Here is a 25,173-nt window from a genome sequence, read left to right on the forward strand (position 1 = left end):
CCATTAAAAGAGACCCGTTTTGGTTGTTTTCTTAGCTAACCAATTGCTCCCGAAAATCAAAATAACCGAAATGATGGATTGTAAGAGATCGATTGCCGTTGCATAGGAATAGCGGCCTTGTGCCAACCCCATATTGAAGGCATAGGTTTGAAGAATTTGCGATCGATCTGAATTAACACTATTACCTAAAAGGAAGGACTGTTCAAAGTTTGATCCAACCAATCCCCCTCCTAAGAGGCTTCCAATAGCCAATATAAGTACGACGATTATTGTCCCTCGAATGGCTGGTAACGTTATATGCCAAATCCGTCTTAGACGCCCAGCACCGTCTATTTGTGCCGCTTCATAGAGACCAGGATCGATGCCGCTTATTGCTGCCAAAAAGATGATGGTCCACCATCCAGCCTCTTTCCAAATCGCAGTTCCAACAGCTAATCCCCAAAAATAATTAGGACTTGATAGAAAACCAATTGGCTTGTGGATTATATGCAACCCGATCAACAGATTATTTAATAAACCAGAATCAGCTGATAGAAAAACTGAAGCTAATCCAGCTACAACAACCCAAGAAATAAAGTGTGGAAAATAACTTGTAGATTGCACAACTTTTTTAAATACCTTATTCCGAACTTCATTGATCATGAGAGCCAATAGAATTGGTACAGGAAATGTAAAGATTAATTTCAAAATACTAATTGCAAGTGTATTTATAAGGATTCTTTTAAACTGATAGTCTGTAAAGAACTCTTTAAAGTATTTTAGTCCTGCCCACTTATCTGTGAAAATACCTCTAATTCCATCTGTAATCGAATAGTCTTTAAACGCCATTAAGATTCCAAACATTGGCATGTATTGAAAGATAAAAAGAGCAATCAGGCCCAGGATAACAAAAAGTTGCGGATATTTTTGTTTGGTTAAGCGCTTCCATACGGAGTTCTTCTTAGTTTTGGATAAAACTGATTTATCTGCCGTCATTTCTGCTTTTAAGCTCACTCTCTCACTCCTTCCTTTTGTAAGTTTTCTTATTTATACTAAGTTTACGATTAATGAAAACGCTTCGATATTGTTTATATTTAAGAATGAAGTGCTCTTTTATTAGATCTTCTAAATTTTGTAATAGATTCATCCTAATTCCTGCCAAATTTATGAATCGCTCGTTTTAAACTTGGATGGTCATTGGCAAATTCGTGAAAATCAACCCCGTGCTTTGCAGCCTCCCAAGCCAGTTTCATGCTCTCAAAGCCTGCAGAAGGGCCATCTGGATGACCTAAAATCCCTCCTCCTGCGAGATGCATGACATCGTTGGTCTTAATGTTATTAAAAGTTTCCTGTACAGTCCCTGCCCATTGACCGTTTGAAATAACAGGCATTGTTTGATTCCCACCTAAAAGAGGCTCGAGACAAGACTTTATTGAATTGATGACCGATTTATTGCTTTCATAAAATTTTCCATTGAGACCATTCACATGTAAATGATCGGCTCCCGCTAAACGACAAAGTTTTTGATAGGCGGTAAAGTCCATGCCTAGAAAAGGAGAGCGAGTATACATCCCCCATTGATTCCGATGTCCATGGATCGGAACTTCCGAGAATTTATTGAGATGGGCTAAACCCGCTAAACCAACACTATTTATACTGACCATGACACACGTTCCTCCTGACTTTACAACGAGATCATGGTTTTGTTTCAATTCATCGATATCTCCAGTAATGTTAAAGGCATACATGATTTTTCTGCCTGTTTGATCAGCCGCCGCTTCGATCGCTTCCATTACCGCCGGGACTTTCACTTTTAAAGGAGCATAAGGGGGATTAGCGTTTAATTCATCATCTTTTATAAAATCAAGTCCAGCCACGGCTAAATCAAAAACCAATTTTTTTAGCTCATCCATTGATAAGCCCACACTGGGTTTCACAATGGTTCCAATGATGGGGCGATCATAGACATTAAGAATGGAACGCGTCCCTTCAATTCCAAACTTAGGTCCCTGATAGACGTTCATAAACTCATCTGGTAAATTTAAATCTAGTAATCGAATCCCTGTTAACTCTTGCAATTCAAATAAATTGCCCGCAACGGTCGCTAAAAGATTGGGAATAGACGGGCCAAAATTATGAAGAGGAAAAGAGACGGTGATCTCCCCTCTTCTATACAGCCCATCATGTTTTTGGGGAGTTTTTCCACCCGGTAAACTTGGTTGTTTCACCGGCTCCAACTGCTTAATATTAATAATTCTAGCACCATGCGTTTTTACTAAATCCTGCGATTCTCCAGGTACAGAAGTAAAAGTTCCGGTCGACTGCTCTCCAGCTATTTTCTCAGCCGCATAATCCAGTGAATAAGGTGTTTCAACTAAATAAGTAGCTGCTAATTGCGAGACCATTGAATTCAGCTCCTTTCAAACAACCATCTGATAAATTACATTTCCGTTAATATAACAAGATCTTTAGAAGGAATCTCAAGTTCTGAATTGACTGCCTTTCCAGAAATTATATCTTTGTATGATTCACCTTTAAGTTTAATCTTTTGAGTGATTTCCGTATGATTAAGATAAAATAAAAAGGATTGTCCATCACAGGTTCTCTTTGTTACCTCAATCCCTCGCGGCACTTCATCGATCGGTTTGATGCCTTTGTGTTTACAAAGGGACAGAACAAAATCCTCAAGAAACGCTGACTCAGGACTTGTCGCGACGTACCAAGCTTCTCCCTTTCCAAATTGATTTTTAGTCAAGCATGGCATCCCCTTATAAAAATCATCCCCAAATTCGGCAATCACTTCTGCCCCTTCACTGTGAAGAAGGTCGCATAGGATTCCACATTCATAGTCTCTCTTAAGGGCTCCAAATTGACCTTTAACGATCATTTGATTTTTTTGATCAGGGAACAGGGCATCCATCTCTTCCACCCAAATTCCTAATAACTTTCGTAACTCACCTGGATATCCTCCTAGAGTTACCAAATCGTTTTCGTTTACAATTCCGCTAAAAAACGTTGTAACAAATAAACCTCCTTTTTGAACGAACGCTTCTAAACGAGTGCTCAAACCAGGCTTGACCATATAAAGAACCGGTGCCATTACTAAGTCATATTTGCTAAGATCAGTTTCGGAATTAATAATATCGACTTGTATATTTTGGTTAAAAAACGCGTCGTAGTAGTTTTGTACTTCCTTCACATAATCTAATAAATCAGTCGGCCCGCTTGAAAAACTGACAGCCCACCAATTTTCCCAATCAAATAATAGAGCTACCTTTGATTCCACACGAGATTCAAGAAGCGTTAAATCTAGCTCCTTTAATTCCCTTCCAAGCTCACTTACCTCTTGGAAAACTCGCGTCTGTTCATGTCCTGCATGTTCAATCACTGCACCATGAAATTTTTCACAAGCTCCAATCGATCTTCTAAGTTGGAAAAACATCACGGAATTCGCACCGTGTGCAAGTGCTTGGTAGCTCCATAGCCTCATAACATTAGGACGCTTTAAAGAATTATAAGGTTGCCAGTTTTGCTGACTAGGCGTCTGCTCCATGATCAAAAAAGGATCGCCATTTTTAAAACCACGCATCATATCTAAACGAAATGCTGTTGTGCTAATCGGTGTATTATAGGCTGGATAATTATCCCACGCCACAATATCCATGTATTGACTCCACTTAAAATAATCAAGCGGCTTATATGTGGCATGCCCATGATAATTAGTAGTAATTGGGGTTTGCGGATCTTTTTTTCGAATAATGTGATAGTCATCCAAATAACGATCCAACACACTATCAGAATTGAATCGATAATAATCAAGCGTTATTCCTTGGAAAGCTGTTCGATCTGGATTATTTTTATCAAGATGTTCACTTAATAAATTGGGTAAGACTATTTCATCCCAATCATAAAAGGTATGACCCCAAAAACGAGTATTCCAGGCTTTGTTCACTGCTTTCAGTGTTCCATACTTTTTTTCGAGCCATATTCGAAAAGCTGCTTCACAATTCTCACAATAACATTGGCAGCCCATCTCATTATTGACATGCCAAATGGAGACCGCTGGATGATTGCCGTATCGATCAACTAGCCGTGAAACTAATTCTTTAGCAAATTGTTGATAAGACGGACTGTTAGGACAGCTATTATGTCGAAATCCAAATTTTCTTTTTCTACCTTCAAAATCAACTGATAGCACATCAGGATATTTTTTTGCCATCCATGCGGGATGATTGGCTGTCCCCGTCGCCAAACATATTGAAATACCATTTTGATAGAGGTGGTCAATAACTTTATCCAGCCATTCAAAATTATAAGTGGTCTCATCGGATTGAATAAGCGACCAAGTAAAAACATTTATGGTCACAATATTGATTTTTGCAAGTTTAAACAGCCGTAAATCTTCTTCCCAAACCTCTTCTGTCCATTGTTCTGGATTATAATCTCCCCCGTAATAAAAACGAGGGAGTTTCGTATTAATCATTTGATCAACCTTCTCCTTCTAAATTATTAATTTCACTCTCTATTAAAGTTACCGGACCATATAATCCACCAGCAGCAAATTGCTGAGGCGTACCTGTTCCTTTATTCTCATTCCAGTAAAGGGGTTCGCCTCCAATTACATGACTTGGCCGGCCGATCTCATAATGCGTTCCTAAAGTATTCGTGACACGAATTCTAAGTTGATGTTCTCCTTGCTTCAATTCACCTAATTCATAAACATATGGTCTCCAGACACGAATTCCTGCTTTTGTATTATCAACCCAAACTTCAGCAGTGCCTCTTATATGACCTAAGTCAAGAATAAACGGTCCTGATTGATCTAATTTGAAGATTTTTAAATAGTCGATCGCACCACTATGATGAGGTAAATGCAAAACCGTTCTCCAATCCCCTAATTGCCCTTCCATAGAGGCAGTTTCAAAACGAATAGGTGCAGCCAAAACATCAGCTTCTGAGAAAGGCCCATTTGGTTCAACACGAATGGCGGCAATGGTACCTGCAGGTTGTGGTAAAAACTCAGATATCCCTTTATGCACAGCTACCTCTTCGCTATTGATCCAAATCCGTGTTTCACCTAATGCTTCAATCTTTAGTTTTTTCGTACCAATCGGGAGTGGGAATCTTAACCAAACTGGATCCCCGAGCTTTTCAGGATTGGGACTAAAAGGTAAAGGCTTTGGGTCGGGAATGGACTCTGGCATTAACCAACCAACATTAGGTAATGGGTGGGGACGTGAAGTGATCCATAATGATTCTGTTTCAGCAAATTGTAAAACGGCTTCATGAAGAATTTGAGCCTGATGCCCGGCTTCATCCTTCCAATCGTCTCCTGTACAGAAGGAATCAGAATGACCATCAAAATATTCAATCAAGCCATCTGCAAATACTTCTCCTTCTCCCTCAGGAAGTTGGAATTCAATTCTATTAGTCCCTTCTTTCCACACCGCTGTCACATCTACTTCTTCTTGCCCTTGCCTAATATAAGGATTGAAATCCCCATGTTCCGTTACTTTATTCCCATTTACATAAAGCGCAACCCGCCCTCGTGCAGCAAAAACAAGCCGTACTTTTTCGACGTTTGATTGTTCATCCGTTACAATGTCCTTAACCAATCTTGTTTGACTATTGGGGCTAGAAGAAAATATCCATTTTGGCAAAGATATTTTTTCCTCAAGATTAACCTCCACACCCACTCGAATAAGACCTTTCACAATGGCCTTTGCTTTTAAAACTAATTCATTAGGACCTTCCTTGAGCTTGATCCAGGCGGTTTGCTCTTCTGGACCTCCTTCAAACTGAATGTCACTCCCATTTATAGAGCCTTTAATTTTGGCATTACTTTCTAACCTAATCCAATGATCACCTTCACAATCAGCAAGGACATTAGTTTTAGCAGTCACCCATTCCCCTTGCTCTACTTCACCCAAATTAAGAAATCTTCTCGGAATTCTTCCCATTCTTCCAGCCCATGTTCTAAATTTCATGTCTCCAAAAGTCGTACTGTAAACCACTGGCCAAGCTTTGCTTGGATTAAATTCATTCCCAGGACTAGCTAACCAATAAGCCGATTCACTCCATAACCGTTTAATCCAAGTTGAATCATCAAGCTCTGATTTGTGCCAATCGGAACGGATGCCATCATTTGAAGTTGTTTCTTGATTAACTTTAACCAAACGCCTCTCAATTGGCATAAAAGTGTGCGTACCATGCAGATCAAAATCACCATAACGATTATCAAGAGTTGAGAGCGCTCTTATTTTCCACTTATCTTGTGATAAAACAGTTCGCTTCCCGGATTCTAATCTTTGATGAAGCATCTCTTGTTTTAAAGGCTTCGTTTGATCCTTTGATTTAATAGCGCTTATATCCGTTTTCTTACATACAATTAAAGCAGCCGGCCAAGCCGTAAATGGAACGTTTAACTCGATCCATTCCCCGACTCTCTTATAAGCTAGTCGTTCAATCTTGCCATTTGTTGGGTCCCAAAGTTCCGGAATACCTTCAGATTTCAAACGATAACTCGTATGGGTTTGTAAAGTTTGACCGGGTTCAGCTGGATAATGCATTTTAAGTAAATGCCCCTCATCGGGGAGCAGTAAGAAAACATCGGCTTCATCCGTTTGACGCTGAAGTGATGCTCCTTTTCCTTCCACTCTTTTTGGGAGCTTCCTATCAATGATTTCTACCGCTTCGTCAGCTTGTTCAACATAGTAAACGCCTTCAATTGTTTGCAGAACCTGTGGAACCTCCACACCAATGACAAGTCCCCCATTTTTAATCCAGGCTTCCAATTTTCTTTTTGCCTGTTCAGACATTATGGTCGTTCCCGAAAGCAACAAAGCAGAAAAGGATTCCTCTTCAACTATAAGTTGATGTCCTTTGATTACCGCCTTTTCGATTACTGAATCATCCATCACGTCAAAATCACGTTTAGCGGTTCGAATAGGTCCTTGAGAGGATTGTTCTTTTCGATTCCATCTGCCAGTTAAGTGTTTATAGACTCTTTCAATATGCTTCATATTCTCATTGGGCAGTCGATTGGCGATTGCCATTGGATGTTCTGAACTTTCCCCATCATTTAATGACATAAAACCCGTTGCCGCATATGAAGGATAGTGGATCCCAATATCCGCTACGTGATGCCCCTGACTAAGTAAGAAACAAACCCGACTTACTGTATCTGCAAATACTTGGTAATGTTCGTAATACGGTTGTCTCCAACCCGTATCCGGCGGTGCCCATTCCCACCATCCACCTCTTGTACTAAAATAAACCGCGTGCGGGCTATAGAGAGTAACGCCCGCTTGAAACCACGGAACAAGCCAATGCATGGTTTCTTCTAACGTGCCGCCCCAACCACTCGAATGAAAAGCTTCGAGCCATACTCTCTTCCCACCATTAAGATGTACCATAGAAGAGTGCGCCTTTGCCTCACCATCCATATCGGAGCCAGGTGAACTGTACCACCGATGGGTTCGGAAGTAGTCAAGATACAAACGTTGGGCACCATGAGGGTCTACCTTTCTTGCCGGCCCTGCTTGATCACAACTTATCAGCATGTTGTGCCGCTCATGCCATTCGGAAATAGGAATAAAAAATGATTGTTCTGCAAGTTCAGTTGCCAATTGATAAACACGTCTTCGAACTTCTCCAGCATGAGGAAGATCCTCAAATAGAGCGGGTAATAGAGGGAGAAGATCTTCATTAAACCGTTCTTGATAAATTTGGGGGATCTCTGCAGTCCATAACGGCAGCGGTGGAAGTTCATCTTGAAAGCTCCCCACAATGGTTTTGCCAAGGTCATGAGGGAATCTTTTTTCAAATTCACCGTGAACTTTATCTAATAACAGCTTTGTTGCCCGTGAATCAAGCCAATTAAACCCCTGCCTAACAGCGGCATAGACAAAATCATCGGTTTTTAGCAGCACTTCGGCCTCTATAGGAACCTCTCCTAATTCCATAAAACGACGCAACACATAACCGGCATAAGCTGGGTTTTCAGACACCATTCGCGCAGGGAAATTAGACCCTGAAAATCCAATCTGATCGTAAAACCAAAGGTTCATTCCGAGGCGTTCACATTCCCTTACAGCCACCTCAAACATGTCCCACCAGTCTTCAGTAAAATAAGCTGGGCGATCACTTACACTTCCATATTGTGGACCCGTTGGCGCAATGTTAATGATTCCAATATTCCTTAAACCACCTTTTCTAAACTTTTGAAGCTGCCAACGAACTCGTTCAGATGTCACTTCTTCTGCACTCCACCACCAAAAAGGAACAGGTCCAAAACGTGGATCAGCTTTAATAAATCCCTGCTTTAATTCCTCTAATTTCATATAACTCCTCACTTCCTTTTTCATTTTATCTGAAAACGTCCTCACCAATTAGTTAACAAGAAATAGGATTAAATTTAATGTTATAGCTAGTTAGCTAATACGAATAGTGATTATTTTTAACCGAAAGTCTTAATAAGGAACACCTTAATCTTAAATTTGCGAATAACGGATTAAATCGGACAATGTTATGATTGCTTTAGTTATTAAAGGAGATGGGATAATTGAAGATAAAAGAGCTATTTGTGGATTATCAATATGAGCCTTTAGGTCTCGATGAAAGGACGCCATCATTTAGTTGGTGTTTTGAAGAGAGTTTGGAGAGAGCACTTTTTCAATCTGCGTACAGAATCATAGTCACAGAAGACAAACCTGATCAAGATGATCGGATGGTCTGGGACACTGGAAAGGTTATATCAAGAAAGAATTCATGTCTTATTTATGATGGCGCCCCCCTCAAATCTCGTAAGCGCTATTATTGGAAAGTTTACGTGTGGGATCAATCCGATCAACTTCAAGAAAGTGCATGGTCTTGGTGGGAAATGGGATTATTAAATTCTGAGGACTGGGTAAGTAAATGGATCGGATATAATGATGAAAATTCTTCTTGTTCAGAAGCGATCATTCCACTTTTTAGAACTGAATTTAACCTTGTAAAACCAATTAAAAAGGCAAGAGCCTACCTCTCGGGTTTAGGTCATTATGAGCTTAGATTAAATGGAGAAAAAGTTGGAGATCGGGTATTGGAGCCTGGTTGGACTAATTATGATAAAACCTGTCTCTATAGTACTTATGACATTACAACTGATCTTCAACTAGGTCCAAATGCAATAGGTATTATGCTTGGCAATGGTTTCTTTAACGTATCTGGCGGCAGATACACGAAATTTAAAGATTCATATGGATTGCCCAAATGCTTGATTCAAGTTGAAATTGATTATACAGATGGGACACGAGAGCTTGTTTGTAGCAATGATCAATGGAAAACGTCTAGAGGTCCCATTACTTTTTCATGTATCTATGGCGGTGAAGATTACGATGCACGCCTTGAACAAAAGGGCTGGGATCTACCCGAATTTAAAATGAATGAACAGTGGAAAGCAGCCGTTGAAGTAACCCCTGCTAAAGGGTGTTTAAAATCCCAAGCCTTCCCACCATTGAGAGCAATGGAAACGCTTCACCCCACACGCATAACCGAACCAAAACCAGGTATTTTTGTCGTTGATTTTGGTCGGAATTTTTCTGGTTGGATCAGTATTAAAGTAAATGGAAATGGCGGAGACCCCATTAAAATAAGCCCAGGAGAATTACTAGAAGAAGATGGAACCATTAATCAAAAACCTTCAGGCTCCCCATATGAATACAATTATATTTTAAAGGGAGACATGATTGAGGAATGGGAACCGCGATTTAGTTATTACGGTTTTCGTTATGTACAAATCGAAGGCGCCTCTTTTTCGAAAAAAAGAGGTGACGCCACAATTATTCCGCAAATTTTGGATATAAAAGGAAAGTTTATCTACCCTGAATTAAACCAAATTGGAACTTTCAATACGTCAGACGAAATGATTAATCAAATCCATTCAATGATCCTTCAGGCGGTCTTAAGTAATACTAAAAGCGTCTTCACGGATTGCCCTCATCGGGAAAAATTAGGATGGTTAGAGCAAGTACATCTGGTTGGTCCAGCGATTATGTACAATTATCAAATCGCACCACTGCTCACCAAAGTAATAAATGATATTCGAGATGCCCAGCTTCCAAACGGTATGATTCCAACTACTGCACCTGAATATGTGGCTTTCACAGAGCCTTGGGACATCTTCCGTCATTCTGTCTCCTGGGCAGCAACCTATATTTTAATCCCTTGGGAATTGTATCGAAAGTTTGGAGATATAAGGCTCCTTATCGATCACTATGAAAACATGAAGAAGTACATCGATTATGTTTCAGCAAAAGCTGATCATGACATAGTAAAGGATGGATTAGGCGATTGGTATGACATTGGTGAAAAGCCTCCGGGATTTTCACAGGTCACGCCTGTTGCCTTGCCAGAAACAGCTATGTATTACCATATTGTTGATGTTTTTACAAAGATTTGTGATCTTATTGATCGACCAAATGATCAAATGAGGTATACACGTTTAAAACAAAACATTAAAGCAGCCTACAACGAGGCCTTCTTTAATAATCAAACGAAGCAATATGGATCAGAAAGTCAGGCATCAACTGCCATGTCTTTAGTATTTGGTCTGGTAAATAAAGAGGATGAAGATCACGTTTTTCAACATCTAGTGGACGATATTGAAAAACATCAATATCACACAACTGCTGGTGATATTGCTCACCGTTATGTATTAGCTGTCCTTGATCGATTCGACCGATCCGATCTTATTTATAAAATGTCCCAAAATACGGATCATCCGAGTTATGGCTTTCAAATTATAAATGGAGCCACAACCTTAACAGAAGCTTGGGATGGGCCTATCTCTAAAACCTCCCAAAACCATTTTATGCTAGGGCATATTGAGGAATGGTTCTTTAAAAATCTAGCTGGCTTAGATTATTCCTACAATCCTGAAGCGGAACTATTTCAAATCACCATTAAGCCTTATCCAGAAAGAAACATCGAAGCCGTAAATGCGGCAAGCCTGCTTCCTAATGGTAAAGTAGAGGTCCAATGGAAATGGTTAAACGCATCCACCTTTTCATTAAACGTTCATATACCTGTAAATAGCACAGCGATTATCTATTTACCTGCTCATTCACTTGACACCGTAAAAGAAAGCAACCAATTATTAACTACACTTTCTAGCATTGAGATTCTTGATACAAAAAATCACGTTATGGTATTGAAAGTGACCTCTGGAAATTACCAGTTTATTTCTATGTATAATGACGAACCTATTGGAATAAGGCATCTAAATCGATAACTCTTCCTTTACTTCCTCAAGTTCAAATAGAAATCATCATGATTCATTAGCAGAGCCCTTTAGTTAAAATCAAGTAATCATATAAACGTCCTTCCTAGTTAATCAATTTGGTTGTAAAACTAAAATGATTAACTAGGAGGGACTTCTTTTTTATGAGCCGCTGCATGCTCCTATAACCAAGGTTTTTCTTTATACAAAAAAAGAGGCCCCCCTTAAAACGAGGGAACCTCTTATGGTAATGCGAATAAAAATAATTATAATTAGCGTGCGATATGAATTGGCATGCCGAGTGCGACTTCAGCTGTTTCCATCGCAATTTCACCAAGAGTTGGGTGAGCATGGATGGTGAGGGCTACATCTTCAGCAGTCATGCCTGCTTCAATAGCTAAGCCCATTTCAGCGATCATGTCAGAAGCACCGGAGCCTGCGATTTGAGCACCGAGGATGAGTCCGTCTTCTTTACGCGTTACAAGCTTCATGAAGCCATCTGTGTCGTTAAGGGAAAGCGCACGACCGTTTGCAGCAAATGGGAATTGAGCGGTTTTGACATCATAGCCTTGTGCTTTTGCTTCTTCTTCTGTAAGACCAACAGAGGCAAGCTCAGGGTCAGAGAAGACAACAGCAGGAATACATTGATAGTCAATTACGGCGTTTTCTCCAGAAATTGCTTCTGCAGCCACTTTACCTTCATAAGAAGCTTTGTGAGCAAGAGCAGGGCCTGGAACGATATCACCGATCGCATAAATCCCTTTAACATTTGTTTGGCCTTGATTATCAACTTTGATCAATCCGCGATCTGTTGTTTCAACACCAGCCATATCAAGACCAAGTTCATCCGTGTTAGGACGACGGCCAACTGTTACAAGAACGTAGTCCGCCTCAAATTTTTCAACTTTCCCTTTGATCTCAGCACTGACCACAACACCCGTTTCACTTTCTTCGACACCTTTAGCAAGTGCCTCTGTGTGAATTTGGACATTTTTCTTTTTCAAACGCTTATTAACAAGCTGGCTCATTTTCTTTTCGAAGCCAGGGAGAATGGTCTTGGAGCCTTCAAGAATGGTGACTTCAGTACCGAATCCAGCAATCGCATTCCCTAGTTCGATCCCGATGTAACCGCCACCGATGACAACCATTTTCTTAGGAACTTCAGTTAATGCAAGTGCTCCTGTTGAAGAAAGAACCCGCTTGCTCCATTTGAAACCAGGGATTTCAATTGGACGAGAACCTGTTGCAATAATACAATTCTTAAACTTGTAACGGTTCGTTTCATAGTGTTCACCGTTTACACGAACTTCGTTTTCAGAGACGAAAAGCGCTTCACCTTTTACAATCTCAACTTTATTCGCTTTGAGGAGGCTTTCAACACCGCCAGTTAAACGTTTGACAACAGAGCCTTTCCATTCTTGAACCTTTGAAAAGTCAACAGTCACGTTCTCTGCTTTAATCCCCATGTCTTCAGATTCCTTAGCATGCTCATAACGGTGACTAGCTGAGATGAGTGCTTTAGAAGGAATACATCCGACATTCAAGCAGACACCGCCAAAATGTTCTTTTTCAACAATGATTACTTTTTGGCCTAGCTGGGCAGCGCGAATAGCTGCTACATATCCGCCAGGGCCCGCACCGATGACAATCGTGTCGACTTCAGTTGTAAATTCTCCTACTACCATTGTATTACGCCTCCATTATTAAGCGTTGTGGATCTTCTAACAAACGCTTGATTTTGTTTAACGCATTTTGAGCCGTTGCTCCATCGATTAAACGGTGGTCAAATGATAAGGATAACGCAAGTACAGGAGCTGCCACAATTTCCCCATTACGAACTATTGCTTTCTCAGCAATACGTCCAATTCCAAGTATAGCAACTTCTGGATGATTAATCACAGGAGTAAACCATTGTCCGCCTGCTGATCCAATATTGGTGATTGTGCAAGTACCGCCGCGCATATCATCCATCGCTAATTTGCCTTCACGAGCTTTAGCTGCATAAGCAGAAATCTCGTTAGCAATCGTGTACATCGACTTGCGGTCAGCATCTTTAATAACTGGGACAACAAGACCGTTATCCGTATCTGTTGCAATTCCGATATTGTAATAATGCTTATACACGATTTCTTGGTTCTCATCATCAACCGTTGCATTTAGAGCAGGGAATTCACGAAGCGTTGAGACTAACGCTTTTACTACGTATGGGAGATAAGTTAATTTAACCCCTTGACCCGCTGCTTCTTCTTTGAAGGCTTTGCGGTGAGCTACTGTCTTGGTGACATCAACTTCATCCATTAGTGTTACGTGTGGAGCGGTCTGCTTGGAGTGAACCATCGATTTCATAATTGCCTTACGGATACCACGGATAGGCTCGCGAGTTTCACTGCCTTGAGCAGTGGAAACAGGTGCAGCAGCTGATGCCGCTGGTGCCGCTTCTTCAACCTTTGTGGTTTCTGGCTGAGCTTGGGCAGCTGGTGCTGTTTCACCGTTAGCCACACGGTCGATATCTTCTCTTAAGACACGGCCATTTTTGCCGCTGCCTTGAACAGTAGAAATATCAACACCATTATCACGGGCGTATTTACGAACAGATGGCATGGCAATCACACGTTCTGTTCCTTTTGCAGGAGCGCTAGGTGTGGAAGCAGCAGCCGGTGCTTCTGTTTTTGGAGCTTCAGACTGTTCAGCAGGTGCAGCAGGGGCTTCTTCATCTTCATAGCCTTCTGCGTCGATCGTAACGATGACGTCGCCGACTACATATACCTTACCCTCTTCACCTAAAATTTCTTTAATGGTTCCATCAACCGGTGACGGAATCTCGACCACAGCTTTATCGTTTTGGACTTCAGCTAAGACATCATCTTCTTTTACCACATCACCAGGCTTTACAAACCATTTCACAATTTCGCCTTCGTGAATACCTTCACCGATGTCTGGCAGTTTAAATTGATACGCCATGCCGTTCCCTCCTTATGTCTTATTAAGAAAAACAAAATCAATTAGTCATTAAAAGTTATAGATTTCTTTTGCTTTTTCGTATACATCGTTTTCATCTGGAAGCCAGACGTTTTCGGCAGCAGAGAATGGGAAAACCGTATCTGGAGCAGAAACACGGCCGACTGGTGCCTCTAGGCTGAGGATCGCGCGCTCATTAATCTCAGCGATAACATGAGAAGCGATTCCAGCTTGTCTTTGGGCTTCTTGAATTACCACTGCACGGTTCGTTTTTTCAACTGATTTCACAATCGTCTCTACATCTAATGGACTGATCGTACGAAGGTCAATAACTTCAGCAGAGATACCGTCTTTTTCAAGCAATTCAGCGGCTTTCACAGAAGTTTGAACCATTGCACCATAAGCGATTAACGTAATGTCTGTTCCTTCACGCACAATGTTAGCTTTCCCGATTTCAACGGTGTATTCGCCTTCAGGAACTTCACCGCGGAATGAGCGATAGAGTTTCATATGCTCTAAGAAAATCACAGGATCGTTATCTCTTATAGCTGAAATTAATAATCCTTTTGCATCATAGGGGTTCGAAGGGATCACAACTTTAACGCCTGGTGTTTGATAGAATAAACCTTCTAAGCTGTCCGCATGAAGTTCTGGCGTTTTAACGCCTCCACCAAATGGTGAACGAATCGTAACTGGCGCTGAGAATTTACCTCCAGAACGATAGCGAAGACGAGCTAATTGTGAAGCAACGCTGTCCATGGCTTCAAATACGAAACCAAAGAACTGGATTTCCATAACAGGACGAAAATCTTGCATGGCAAGTCCGAGTGCAAGACCGCCAATTCCGGATTCAGCAAGAGGCGTATCAAATACGCGATCTTCCCCAAATTCGTCTTGAAGACCTTCAGTGGCGCGGAATACACCACCGTTTTTACCTACGTCCTCACCGAATACAAGGACGTTCTCATCGCGCTTTAATTCAACGCGCATAGCATCTGTAATGGCTTGAATCATCGTCATTTGCGGCATGGCTTATTTCGACTCCTTCTTACGGTATTCTTCTAACTGTTCACGAAGGTTATGTGGCAGCTCCTCAAACATAATTTGAATGAGATCCGTCACTTTTTGTTTTGGTGCGCTATCGGCTTCTTTCATAGCGGCTTTGATATCTTCTTTAGCTTGATCCACTACTTTTTCTTCTTCTTCTTGTGACCAAAGCCCTTTGCCTTCTAAGTATTTGCGGAAACGAATAAGCGGATCTTTCTTTTCCCATTCGTTATCTAATTCGTCCGTACGATAGCGGGTTGGGTCATCCCCTGCCATCGTATGAGGGCCATAACGATAAGTAAGCGTTTCAATTAATGTTGGGCCTTCACCTTTAATTCCGCGTTCACGCGCTTCTTTTGTCGCCACGTAAACAGCGAGCGGGTCCATACCATCAACCTGTACTCCGTGAATCCCTGCAGCAATCGCTTTCTGAGCAAGCTTTGATGCAGCTGTTTGCTTTTCTACAGGAACCGAAATAGCAAAGTGGTTGTTTTGAGAGATGAAGACAGCAGGAACATTATAAGCGCCGGCGTAGTTAATGCCTTCATAGAAATCACCTTGTGAAGTGGCACCGTCTCCAAAGTAAGTAACTGAAACATTTTGTTTATTACGCTTTTTAAGACCTAAAGCCATACCAGCGTTTTGAGTACATTGAGCAGCAATAATGATTTGTGGCATAAGCGCATGAACACCATCAGGCATTTGACCGCCTTGAAAATGACCTCTTGAATAAAGGAAAGCGTTTTTCAAAGACATACCATGGAAAAGCAGCTGAGGAATATCACGGTATGATGGCAATAACCAATCGTCTTTTTCCATAGCAAAGTGACTCGCAAGCATAGAAGCTTCTTGTCCGGCAACCGGTGCATAGAAGCCAATACGTCCTTGGCGATTTAATGAAATCGCACGTTGATCCCAAATGCGTGTAAAGACCATGCGGCGCATAAGCTCTTTTAATTGATCATCTGTTAAATCAGGAACAGCCGCTTCATTCACAACTTCTCCGTTTTCATTTAGAATTTGCAAAGTCTCGAACAGATTGTCGACTTGCTCTTTGTAATGCGTTTGCAATCCCTTCACCTTTCCTTTCAAATTAGGGGTTTATAGTTTACCTCTATAATTTCTGATGAGAGCTTTCTGCGAGACCTTAAAGAAAAAAAGGGTCTTTGGTTAAGAACAGAAAAACTGTTTCACCAAAATGAAGAAAAATAATAATACAATTCCACCACATCAATTTTATAATAATTAAATTGAAAACGTCAATAACTAGGGCTTTTTTTCAAAATGAATAACTTCTGTTATACTTCTTAAACTAAAACTGTACTATCGCTGTTTTAGTATTTAATCGTGTCCTGATAATCTGTTTGGAATAAAAGTGATGCCTGTCCGGCATTTCCAAAAATAGCTTTTAAGTCTAGTATCTCCCATACAGCCCTTATCTTACCCTTTTATTTGAGCGTTTCAAAGGCATAAAAAAAGGGGGTAACGGCTGTAGTTTACCCCGAATGCTTGCCCATAATATTCATGCTTTTATAAAAGTTTTTCTTGTCCTGATTAAATTGATTCGTTGAGTTATTAAATTTATCTTTATCTGTGTTAATTTTTTTGTAAGAATTATTGACTTTATCTAGCTGAGCTTGCAGTTTCTCAACGGTAAGATTTTTTGTTTTCAGCAGATTAAAGAGAGCTGTTTCTTGATCCAATGAATCTGAGTAGTCTTTATAGAGTGTTTGAAATGCTGATTTCCTATTAGACATATCGTTTATTAAAGCTTTGGCATAAGTGGCGGATTTGCCGGTTTTAACCTCTTTCAAAAGAGGGACCGCTTTCTCGAACACCTTTTCTGCTTGGTCAATACTTTCCTTTTCCTTCATTATTAAAGTTCTTCGTTTCTTGATACTCTTTAAAGCCTCTTCACTTTTCGCACTAATTTGATCAAAATGCTTCATATCAAGAGCCATTATTTCATTGTAAAGGTTTTGTTCTTTTTGTTCTTCCTGAATCAGCGGCTTTTGCTGGTCATTAAATGTTTTCTCTTCATGAGCGGCTTTCTCCATGTCGGTATAAGCCTGTTCAGCAGGACTTGCTTGTTTTGAACATCCCCCGATAAAAAGCAATCCTATTAAAGGTAAAAATAAACTAAATGTTTTAATACGATGTATCAAAATCACATCCCCCCTGACTTGATGATCTCGGATTACAAACAGGTCTATGAAAAACCAGCTCTCCATCCTAGTTCACTTAGAACCTCTCCCTATGATATTATAATAAAATAAGCTGCTATTTAAGAACAGGCTTCGTTTATTATATAAAGGAGTGTACCACATATGTTAACCATGGAGGACATTGTACGCGAAGGCCATCCTGCCCTTCGCAAGGTTTCTAAGGAAGTCACGCTCCCTCCGAGCGAGGAAGAAAAAGAAATCTTACAAAAAATGATGGAATTTCTTAAGAACAGCCAGGATGATGAACTAGCTGAAAAATATAAACTGCGGGCAGGGATAGGTCTTGCTGCACCACAGATTGCTATAAACAAACGAATGATTGCTATTTATTTAATAGAAGAGGATGGCAAAGTACACGAATACGCTTGGTTTAATCCAAAAATTATTAGCCATTCGGTCGAGGAAACCTATCTTGAAAGCGGTGAAGGCTGTTTGTCAGTCGATCGTGAAGTGGAAGGCTATGTCCCGCGTTACGCCCGCATACGAGTAAAGGCCTATGATTTGTCTGGGAAAGAAGTTTCAGTAAAATTGAAAGGTTTGGCAGCCATTGCCGTTCAGCATGAAATCGATCATCTCGATGGCATCATGTTTTATGATCGAATCAATAAAGAGGATCCATTCAAAATTCCAGATGGCGTTCCAAAAAAATAAAAAAAAAAAAACAGGCGTTCACATAAAAGTGAGCGCCATTTTTTTAATGATTTGGCCGTCTCGCTCAGCTAGCTGGAATTAAACCGAGCTTCTGCAAACCGAATGCGATTCCGTCTTGATCCACCGGTTTCGTTACATCACGCGCTGCCTCTTTTGCCGCCTGTACAGCATTTCCCATTGCAATCCCATGTCCGACAAACTTAAGCATCTCAATATCATTCAGTCCATCTCCAAAAGCCACAGCCTCTTCAGGAGCAATGCCAAGGTAACTCAACATCGCATGAATCCCCTTCGCTTTGCTTCCGCCTTTTGGAATAACATCCATTGAATGTTCATGCCATTGAATCGTATCGAACACATGATGATCGTCCAAATAAGTTGGAACATCTTCTTTTTCGAAAAAGAGCAAGGCCTGATAAATCTCATTTTCCTTATAAAAATGGGGATGATAGGCTGGGGCTGGATGTTTTAAGGATTCAAAACTAGTTAGGATAAAAGGGTGATTTTTTTGGTTAGCCCCCATTTGCTCGCTCCCTAAATAAGCTAATGGATGTTGATGGGATTCCGCTAATTCCAATAAGTGATCCATATCTTGTATTTTAAAAGGGTTCTTATAGATCTCCTTATCCCCTACTCGAACATATTGACCATTATAGCTAAGGTAAGACTGAATGCCTAATTCCTGTCGAATGTGCTGATGCATAAAAGGAGCCCGCCCAGTCGCAATCGCTGTATAGATTCCAGCCTCTTGCAGTTTGGCAACGGCCTTCATCGCCGAGACCGGGAGTTTTTTATGCTGATTTAACAACGTTCCATCTATATCGAAAAATACAATCTTTGGTTTCATAGGTACCTCCCCAGAAGATGTTGGTTTGTTCAATTCATTGATTATAACACTCAAGAGACTATACATAAATGAAATTTACAAGAGTTTAACAGACGTGTCTAAGCTTGTCCTCATTTGTTAAGACTAACTAACGAACACTTAAATGTCCTTTTGTGTCCAAGATCAGCATTAAAATGTATATATTGCACAAACTAACCCTAACCGTTAGAGACTCTAACGGTCCCATCAGCACCCGCCCACAAAAGCTTCAACACGAGGAGGGTATTTATGATTAAAAGGGTTAGAAAGCGGTTGGTTAGGCGAATGAAGGATCTTTTGACCAACAATCGATTGGCTCAAGTTTAAGCTAAAGTTTAGCACCGTCCTCCCCCCTTATAAAGGGGCTGGGGCGGCGACTATTTGCTGTTTCCATCCTTAATCTTAACTTTTTCTGGCTAAAACATGAAATTTCAAGAGACATCCTATATAATAGATATATCTTCGTGTTCCTTTGTACGCCATCAATAGGACATGATTTAAATGAGGAATAATGATTTTTAGGTTGTTCTTAACAAAGAGACTAAGGATCTTAAGATTAGATGGACGACCCAAGATCCTTTACTCCATTGTTAGAACAACATATATAAGGAGAGGTTTACAAAGATGATTTACAAAGTTTTGTATCAAGAATCCATTGCACAAGTGCCTGTAAGAGAGCACACACATTCGATGTTTGTCGAAGCAGAAAGCGAACGAGAGGTTCGGAAGCAGTTAGCAAATCGGGGTTATAATATTGAATTTATTCAAGCTGTGGACGGAAAATTCTTGGAATACGAAATGCAAAGCCAAGATTTTAAAGTGGAGAAATTTTAATGAAGTTTGTTAAAAACCACCAAACGGCCGTTTTTGCCTTGGGTGGGCTCGGTGAAATTGGTAAAAACACATACGGCATTCAATTTCAGGACGAAATCATTCTAATTGATGCAGGGATTAAATTTCCTGAAGATGAACTGCTAGGCATTGATTACGTTATCCCCGATTATACGTATTTAGTGAAAAATCAAGAAAAAATAAAAGGTCTCTTTATCACCCATGGTCATGAAGACCATATTGGCGGAATTCCTTACCTGCTTAGAGAAATTAATGTTCCGATCTATGGCGGAAAGCTCGCAATTGGTCTTATTCGCAACAAATTAGAGGAACACGGCCTGTTACGGTCAGCTAAGTTAAATGTCATTCAAGAAGACGATGTTATTAAATTCCTCAAAACATCGGTTTCCTTCTTCCGTACGACCCACAGCATTCCAGATTCCTATGGGATTGTTGTTAAAACACCGCCTGGAAACATCGTTCATACCGGGGATTTCAAATTCGATTTTACCCCCGTTGGCGAACCAGCTAATATAACAAGAATGGCTGAAATTGGAGCAGAAGGCGTACTCTGCTTATTATCGGACAGCACCAACGCTGAAGTACCCAACTTCACCATGTCCGAGAGACAAGTTGGGGCTAACATCACAGATATTTTTCGCAAGGTAACGGGTCGTATTATCTTTGCTACCTTCGCGTCTAACATTCACCGCCTTCAACAAGTGGTGGAAGCAGCGGTTAAAACCGATCGCAAAATTGCCGTTTTTGGCCGCAGTATGGAAGCCGCTATTACCATCGGTCAAGAACTTGGCTATATTACAGCTCCAAAAGATACCTTTGTTGATTCACAAAAGATCAATCGTCTTCCTGAAGACAAAGTCACCATTCTTTGTACGGGAAGCCAAGGGGAACCAATGGCTGCCTTATCGCGTATTGCCAATGGAACTCATAGACAAATCCAGATTAATCCAGGAGATACCGTTGTCTTCTCCTCCTCCCCAATACCTGGTAATACGGTAAGTGTTAATAAAACCATTAACCAATTATACCGGGCTGGCGCAGAGGTTATTCACAATAAAGTGAGTGATATTCATACCTCGGGTCACGGCGGACAGCAGGAGCAGAAACTCATGCTGCGATTAATCAGACCAAAGTTCTTTATGCCTATTCATGGTGAATTTAGGATGTTAAAAAAGCATACAGAGCTTGCTGATGATTGCGGAATTCCATTTGAAAATTCCTTTATCATGGATAACGGGGACGTCCTCGCCCTCGATAACCAGACAGCTGAGATTGCTGGAAAAATTCCATCTGGTTCCGTTTATGTAGATGGAAGCGGGATTGGTGATATCGGTAATATTGTTCTCAGAGATCGCCGCATTCTTTCCGAAGAAGGACTTGTTATCGTCGTACTCAGTCTCAATATGAAAGAGCACAAAGTCCTCGCTGGACCTGACCTTATCTCACGCGGTTTTGTCTATATGCGTGAATCAGGGGATCTCATCAATGATGCACAGGCCCTTCTTGCTGAGCACATTAAAACCGTTATGGACAAGAAGACCTCTCAATGGTCTGAAATTAAGAGTGAGATTACCGATACACTTGCTCCGTTCTTATACGAAAAGACAAAGCGTCGTCCGATGATTCTGCCAATCATTATGGAAGTCGATCCGACAAACGCTTAAATACGAATGGAAAAGCAGAGCTTGATCATCAAGCTCTGCTTTTCTTTTATGATTCTTTTCCGATTTCAGGTAAGATGGTTCGACTAATTTTCTTGTCTAAATCCTCATAGGCAAAATACTCAATCGTGCTATATAATTCTTCACGGGTTTGCATGTCAGCTAAAGATGCTTTCTGAGTCCCTTCTTCGGCAATCGCCCGAAAGACACGTTCATAGGCTTTTGCGGCCACCCGTAAGGACGTCACGGGATAAATAACCATGCTATACCCAAAGGATTGAAATTCACTTGCGCTATAATAAGGCGTTTTTCCAAATTCAGTCATGTTAGCAAGAAGAGGTGCTTTTATTCGTTCACTTGCCAGTTGAAAGTCCTCTTGTGATGTGAGGGCCTCTGGGAAGATAGCATCCGCGCCTGCTTCCACATACCGATTCGCGCGCTCAATCATCGCTTCGATCCCTTCAACCGACTTCGCATCTGTCCGAGCGACCACAACTAAGGATGGGGCAACTTCCTTTATCGCTTCAATCTTTTGCACCATATCCGGAGGACTGACAAGCTTCTTACCGTTCAGATGGCCGCATTTCTTCGGCAGGTCTTGATCCTCAATTTGAACGGCTGCCACTCGATGCTCAACCATTTCCCGAGCCGTCCGGACGACATTTAATACCCCGCCATAACCTGTGTCAATATCCACAAGAACGGGAAGGTTAGTTGCACGAATGAGATCGCGTGCCCGAACAGCCATTTCTTCTGATGTAATCATGCCAAGATCAGGCAGACCGCGGCTTGCAGTATAAGCCGCGCCTGACAGATAAAGGGCCCCAAAACCAGCCTGTTTGGCGACGAGCGCTGCCATCGCATCATGAGCACCTGGAATTTTTAGAATATCAGACTGTTTCACTAATTTCATAAACTTTGCAGCAAGCTCCTGCTGATCCAACTCTTCATTGACAAGCCAAGACATGCTAACCGCTCCTTTTTAGATCACGAAAAGATCCATAAATTCATTAACAGTGGTAGACTTAAGCTCTGTTTCATCTAGCAAAAGACTGAGTATGCGTTCTGATTGCTTAGAAGGAAAACGCGTTTTCAGATTCTCTTCAAATTTCTCGATTAATAATGGAATTCCTTCATTTCTTCTCCGTCGATGTCCGATTGGATACTCAACCTCTATTTCCTCAGTTTTTGAGCCATCTTTGAAAAAGACCTGAACGGCGTTTGCAATGGAGCGTTTGTCTGGATCCAAGTAATCCATACTGTAAGCCTTGTTTTCCACTGTTTCCATTTTTTCTCTTAACGCATCAATGCGCGGGTCCCTAGCCACCTCATCTTCATAATGATCAGCTGTTAAGTCACCAAAAATTAATCCGATCGCGGTGATATATTGGATACAGTGATCCCGGTCTGCTGGATTATGCAAAGGACCTTTTTTATCAATAATGCGAATGGCCGATTCATGTGTTGTAATGACGACTTTATCAATTTCATCCAAGCGATCCTCTACTTGTTCATGCAGCTGGATGGCGGCCTCAGCAGCTGTCTGGGCATGGAACTCAGCCGGAAACGAAACTTTAAACAAGACATTTTCCATGACATAGGAAGCAAATGGACGAGCCAATCTTAATTCCTTTCCGCCAAACAGAACATCCTGAAAGCCCCAGCCTGGTGCGCTCAACGCGGTTTGATAGCCCATCTCGCCTTTTAGTGACATCAGGGCAAGACGGACAGCCCTGCTTGTCGCATCACCCGCCGCCCAAGATTTGCGAGAACCCGTATTAGGCGCATGACGGTATGTGCGGAGACTAGAATTATCAATCCAAGCATTCGATACCGCATTAATGACTTCCTGCTTAGAACCACCTAAAAGGGCCGTGACAACAGCTGTTGAGGCAACTTTAACAAAGAGCACATGATCCAGTCCAACACGATTCAGGCTATTTTCCAAGGCCAAGACGCCTTGAATTTCGTGGGCCTTGACCATCGCTTCTAAAACAGTCTTCACAGTGAGAGGCTTTTTACCCTCTGAAATCTTCTTCCGGCTCAAATAATCCGCTGCCGCTAGGATTCCTCCTAAATTATCAGAGGGATGTCCCCACTCAGCCGCTAACCACGTATCATTATAATCTAACCAACGAATCATACAGCCAATATTAAAAGCCCCTTGTACCGGATCTAACACAAAGGAAGTCCCAGGTACTCTAACCCCATTTGGGACAACCGTTCCTGGTACAATAGGTCCTAAGTGCTTGGTACATTCAGGATAACGAAGGGCCAAGAAACCACAGCCCAATGTATCCATCAACACGTACCTAGCCGTTTCCAGTGCTTCTTGACTCGTAATTTTATGATTAACCGCATAATCAGCTATTTTTTCTAACAAAGTATCTGTTGCCTGCCGTTCAACATTTGTTGATGTCGTTGACATGTTTAAATGCATCCCTTCTAGATTAATAGTTTATGGATGAAGCTTACGTGGACCTGTATAGTTAACGCGCGGCCGGAATAAACGGTTATGACTATGCTGTTCAATGACATGGGCGCCAAGGCCTACTGTTCGCGAGGCAAAGAAAATAGGTGTATATAACTCGATCGGGATATTTAATAAATAATAAACAGGTGCTGCATAATAATCCAAATTTGGATAAAGCCCCTTCTCCTCGCGCATCAAGTTCTCACCCAATTCACACATGGCAAATAGATCTTCTCGGTTTTTCTCAGCAGAAAGCTTCTTTAAAGCCTTCTTCATCAACATTGCACGAGGATCCATTTTTTTCATATAAACGCGATGACCGAAACCCATGATTCGTTCTTTATTGGCCAATTTTTCAGTCAGCAGCTTTTGGAATCCATCCTCTGTCTTGGCTTCTAACAACATGTACATGACCGCTTCATTAGCACCGCCATGCAGATGTCCTTTTAATGAGGCAACGGCACCTGTCAAAGCGCCATAGATATCCGAAAGAGTCGAAGCAATAACACGTGCTGTAAAAGTGGAGTTTGGCATTTCATGTTCACTATAAACAGCTAGAGATTGATCAAAGATGGTTTCCTCTAATTCAGTCGGAACTTTTCCAGTAATCATATACAAGAAATTGGCACTGAAAGAGAGTTCCTGTTTTGGTTCATAAGTCTTTTCATCGTGAAGCACATGATAACTGTTGGCGACGATATTTGGTATCTTCGCGAGCAACCGAAATGCCTTTTCGAGATTGGCTTCTTCTGAGCGGTCGTTCAGTTTTGGATCAAAACCAGCTAAGGCTGACAAGCCCGTGCGCAGCGCATCCATCGGGTGTGTTTGCTTAGGAAGACGTTTAAAGATTTCTGTAATCGCTTCCGGAATGTCATATTCCTTTTTTAACTGCTCTTCAAGATAAAGCCGTTCTTCATGAGTCGGAAGCTTTTGATTTAACAAGAGATAGACAATGTCAAGGTATGTTTTCTTTTCTGCCAATTCAATAAGATCATAACCGCGAAGGACAATTTCTTCCTGTTCAACATCCAAAAAAGAAATGGCCGTTTCAGAAGCAATAACCCCTTCTAAACCGGGTTTAAAATCCACTTGCTTTTCCATGTACCCGCCTCCTGAAAAATTAATAAACGCTACCGCCTATTGATTGCGCTTCCAACTATTTAACTAGTTTAAATTAAACAATAATAACGAATATAAGATAA

Annotated in this window: 17 protein-coding genes; 4 read left to right on the forward strand and 13 right to left on the reverse strand. The window is 41.2% G+C overall.

What is annotated here, in order from left to right; genetic code table 11:
• Positions 1–3: 3 nt before the first annotated feature.
• The 4 genes from PU629_RS16590 to PU629_RS16605 form a co-directional block, all read right to left on the reverse strand.
• Positions 4–993 carry an ABC transporter permease gene (locus PU629_RS16590; protein ID WP_481900450.1) on the reverse strand — a complete coding sequence of 330 codons (990 nt, stop codon included), beginning with the start codon at positions 991–993 and terminating at the stop codon, positions 4–6.
• A gap of 134 nt (positions 994–1,127) precedes the next feature.
• A complete protein-coding gene (locus tag PU629_RS16595; protein ID WP_275281158.1) occupies positions 1,128–2,384 on the reverse strand; it encodes a ribulose-bisphosphate carboxylase large subunit family protein in 1,257 nt (418 codons plus the stop codon).
• 35 nt (positions 2,385–2,419) lie between these two features.
• Positions 2,420–4,462: a beta-galactosidase gene (locus PU629_RS16600; RefSeq protein ID WP_275281159.1), complete on the reverse strand. Its 2,043-nt coding sequence runs from the start codon at positions 4,460–4,462 to the stop codon at positions 2,420–2,422.
• Positions 4,463–4,466: 4 nt separating this feature from the next.
• Positions 4,467–8,321, reverse strand: coding sequence for a glycosyl hydrolase (locus PU629_RS16605; RefSeq protein ID WP_275281160.1), 3,855 nt, complete (start codon positions 8,319–8,321; stop codon positions 4,467–4,469).
• A gap of 221 nt (positions 8,322–8,542) precedes the next feature.
• On the opposite strand from PU629_RS16605, the gene PU629_RS16610 reads away from it, so the two are divergent.
• On the forward strand, positions 8,543–11,251 hold the full coding sequence (locus tag PU629_RS16610) for a family 78 glycoside hydrolase catalytic domain (RefSeq protein ID WP_275281161.1): 2,709 nt from the start codon (positions 8,543–8,545) through the stop codon (positions 11,249–11,251).
• Positions 11,252–11,511: 260 nt separating this feature from the next.
• Here the strand turns inward: PU629_RS16610 and lpdA are convergent, their stop codons facing one another.
• The 5 genes from lpdA to PU629_RS16635 form a co-directional block, all read right to left on the reverse strand.
• On the reverse strand, positions 11,512–12,924 hold the full coding sequence (gene lpdA / locus PU629_RS16615) for a dihydrolipoyl dehydrogenase (RefSeq protein ID WP_275281162.1): 1,413 nt from the start codon (positions 12,922–12,924) through the stop codon (positions 11,512–11,514).
• 4 nt (positions 12,925–12,928) lie between these two features.
• Positions 12,929–14,200, reverse strand: a complete 1,272-nt coding sequence (locus PU629_RS16620) for a dihydrolipoamide acetyltransferase family protein (RefSeq protein WP_275281163.1) — start codon at positions 14,198–14,200, stop codon at positions 12,929–12,931.
• Positions 14,201–14,248: 48 nt separating this feature from the next.
• A complete protein-coding gene (locus PU629_RS16625) occupies positions 14,249–15,226 on the reverse strand; it encodes an alpha-ketoacid dehydrogenase subunit beta (protein ID WP_275281164.1) in 978 nt (325 codons plus the stop codon).
• A 3-nt stretch (positions 15,227–15,229) separates the two neighbouring features.
• Positions 15,230–16,315: a pyruvate dehydrogenase (acetyl-transferring) E1 component subunit alpha gene (gene pdhA, locus PU629_RS16630; RefSeq protein WP_275281165.1), complete on the reverse strand. Its 1,086-nt coding sequence runs from the start codon at positions 16,313–16,315 to the stop codon at positions 15,230–15,232.
• A 425-nt stretch (positions 16,316–16,740) separates the two neighbouring features.
• Entirely contained in the window at positions 16,741–17,409 is a 669-nt protein-coding gene (locus tag PU629_RS16635) for a YkyA family protein (RefSeq protein ID WP_275281166.1), read from the reverse strand.
• A 162-nt stretch (positions 17,410–17,571) separates the two neighbouring features.
• Between PU629_RS16635 and def the strand changes: the two genes are divergently transcribed.
• A complete protein-coding gene (gene def / locus PU629_RS16640) occupies positions 17,572–18,120 on the forward strand; it encodes a peptide deformylase (RefSeq protein ID WP_275281167.1) in 549 nt (182 codons plus the stop codon).
• Between the two features lie 64 nt (positions 18,121–18,184).
• Here the strand turns inward: def and PU629_RS16645 are convergent, their stop codons facing one another.
• A complete protein-coding gene (locus PU629_RS16645) occupies positions 18,185–18,967 on the reverse strand; it encodes a Cof-type HAD-IIB family hydrolase (protein ID WP_275281168.1) in 783 nt (260 codons plus the stop codon).
• A gap of 642 nt (positions 18,968–19,609) precedes the next feature.
• Here PU629_RS16645 and PU629_RS16650 point away from each other — a divergent pair.
• Both PU629_RS16650 and rnjA read left to right on the forward strand, forming a co-directional pair.
• Positions 19,610–19,819 (forward strand): DNA-dependent RNA polymerase subunit epsilon, encoded by a 210-nt coding sequence (locus tag PU629_RS16650; RefSeq protein ID WP_275281169.1) that lies wholly within the window; start codon positions 19,610–19,612, stop codon positions 19,817–19,819.
• Positions 19,819–21,501, forward strand: a complete 1,683-nt coding sequence (gene rnjA / locus PU629_RS16655) for a ribonuclease J1 (RefSeq protein WP_275281170.1) — start codon at positions 19,819–19,821, stop codon at positions 21,499–21,501. Before PU629_RS16650 ends, rnjA begins: the two co-directional genes overlap by 1 nt.
• Positions 21,502–21,547: 46 nt before the next feature.
• On the opposite strand, the gene prpB is transcribed toward rnjA, so the two are convergent.
• Genes prpB through mmgD form a run of 3 tightly spaced genes read right to left on the reverse strand, consistent with a single transcriptional unit; the run spans position 21,548 to position 25,072 of the window.
• Complete coding sequence (prpB, locus tag PU629_RS16660; protein ID WP_275281171.1) at positions 21,548–22,465, reverse strand: methylisocitrate lyase; 918 nt, start codon at positions 22,463–22,465, stop codon at positions 21,548–21,550.
• A 15-nt stretch (positions 22,466–22,480) separates the two neighbouring features.
• Entirely contained in the window at positions 22,481–23,926 is a 1,446-nt protein-coding gene (locus PU629_RS16665; protein WP_275281172.1) for a bifunctional 2-methylcitrate dehydratase/aconitate hydratase, read from the reverse strand.
• A gap of 30 nt (positions 23,927–23,956) precedes the next feature.
• A complete protein-coding gene (gene mmgD / locus PU629_RS16670; RefSeq protein ID WP_275281173.1) occupies positions 23,957–25,072 on the reverse strand; it encodes a citrate synthase in 1,116 nt (371 codons plus the stop codon).
• Positions 25,073–25,173 lie beyond the last annotated feature (101 nt).

The organism is Pullulanibacillus sp. KACC 23026 (assembly GCF_029094525.1).
In the GTDB taxonomy this organism is placed as follows: Bacteria; Bacillota; Bacilli; order Bacillales; family Sporolactobacillaceae; genus KACC-23026.

Bases quoted from the DNA above. Each gene is read 5' to 3' on its own strand.
- PU629_RS16650 (WP_275281169.1), top strand. From the start codon at position 19,610: ATGATTTACAAAGTTTTGTATCAAGAATCCATTGCACAAGTGCCTGTA.
- PU629_RS16665 (WP_275281172.1), bottom strand. From the start codon at position 23,926: ATGTCAACGACATCAACAAATGTTGAACGGCAGGCAACAGATACTTTG.
- rnjA (WP_275281170.1), top strand. From the start codon at position 19,819: ATGAAGTTTGTTAAAAACCACCAAACGGCCGTTTTTGCCTTGGGTGGG.
- PU629_RS16605 (WP_275281160.1), bottom strand. From the start codon at position 8,321: ATGAAATTAGAGGAATTAAAGCAGGGATTTATTAAAGCTGATCCACGT.
- prpB (WP_275281171.1), bottom strand. From the start codon at position 22,465: ATGTCTTGGCTTGTCAATGAAGAGTTGGATCAGCAGGAGCTTGCTGCA.
- PU629_RS16600 (WP_275281159.1), bottom strand. From the start codon at position 4,462: ATGATTAATACGAAACTCCCTCGTTTTTATTACGGGGGAGATTATAAT.
- PU629_RS16620 (WP_275281163.1), bottom strand. From the start codon at position 14,200: ATGGCGTATCAATTTAAACTGCCAGACATCGGTGAAGGTATTCACGAA.
- def (WP_275281167.1), top strand. From the start codon at position 17,572: ATGTTAACCATGGAGGACATTGTACGCGAAGGCCATCCTGCCCTTCGC.
- lpdA (WP_275281162.1), bottom strand. From the start codon at position 12,924: ATGGTAGTAGGAGAATTTACAACTGAAGTCGACACGATTGTCATCGGT.
- PU629_RS16625 (WP_275281164.1), bottom strand. From the start codon at position 15,226: ATGCCGCAAATGACGATGATTCAAGCCATTACAGATGCTATGCGCGTT.
- PU629_RS16595 (WP_275281158.1), bottom strand. From the start codon at position 2,384: ATGGTCTCGCAATTAGCAGCTACTTATTTAGTTGAAACACCTTATTCA.
- PU629_RS16645 (WP_275281168.1), bottom strand. From the start codon at position 18,967: ATGAAACCAAAGATTGTATTTTTCGATATAGATGGAACGTTGTTAAAT.
- mmgD (WP_275281173.1), bottom strand. From the start codon at position 25,072: ATGGAAAAGCAAGTGGATTTTAAACCCGGTTTAGAAGGGGTTATTGCT.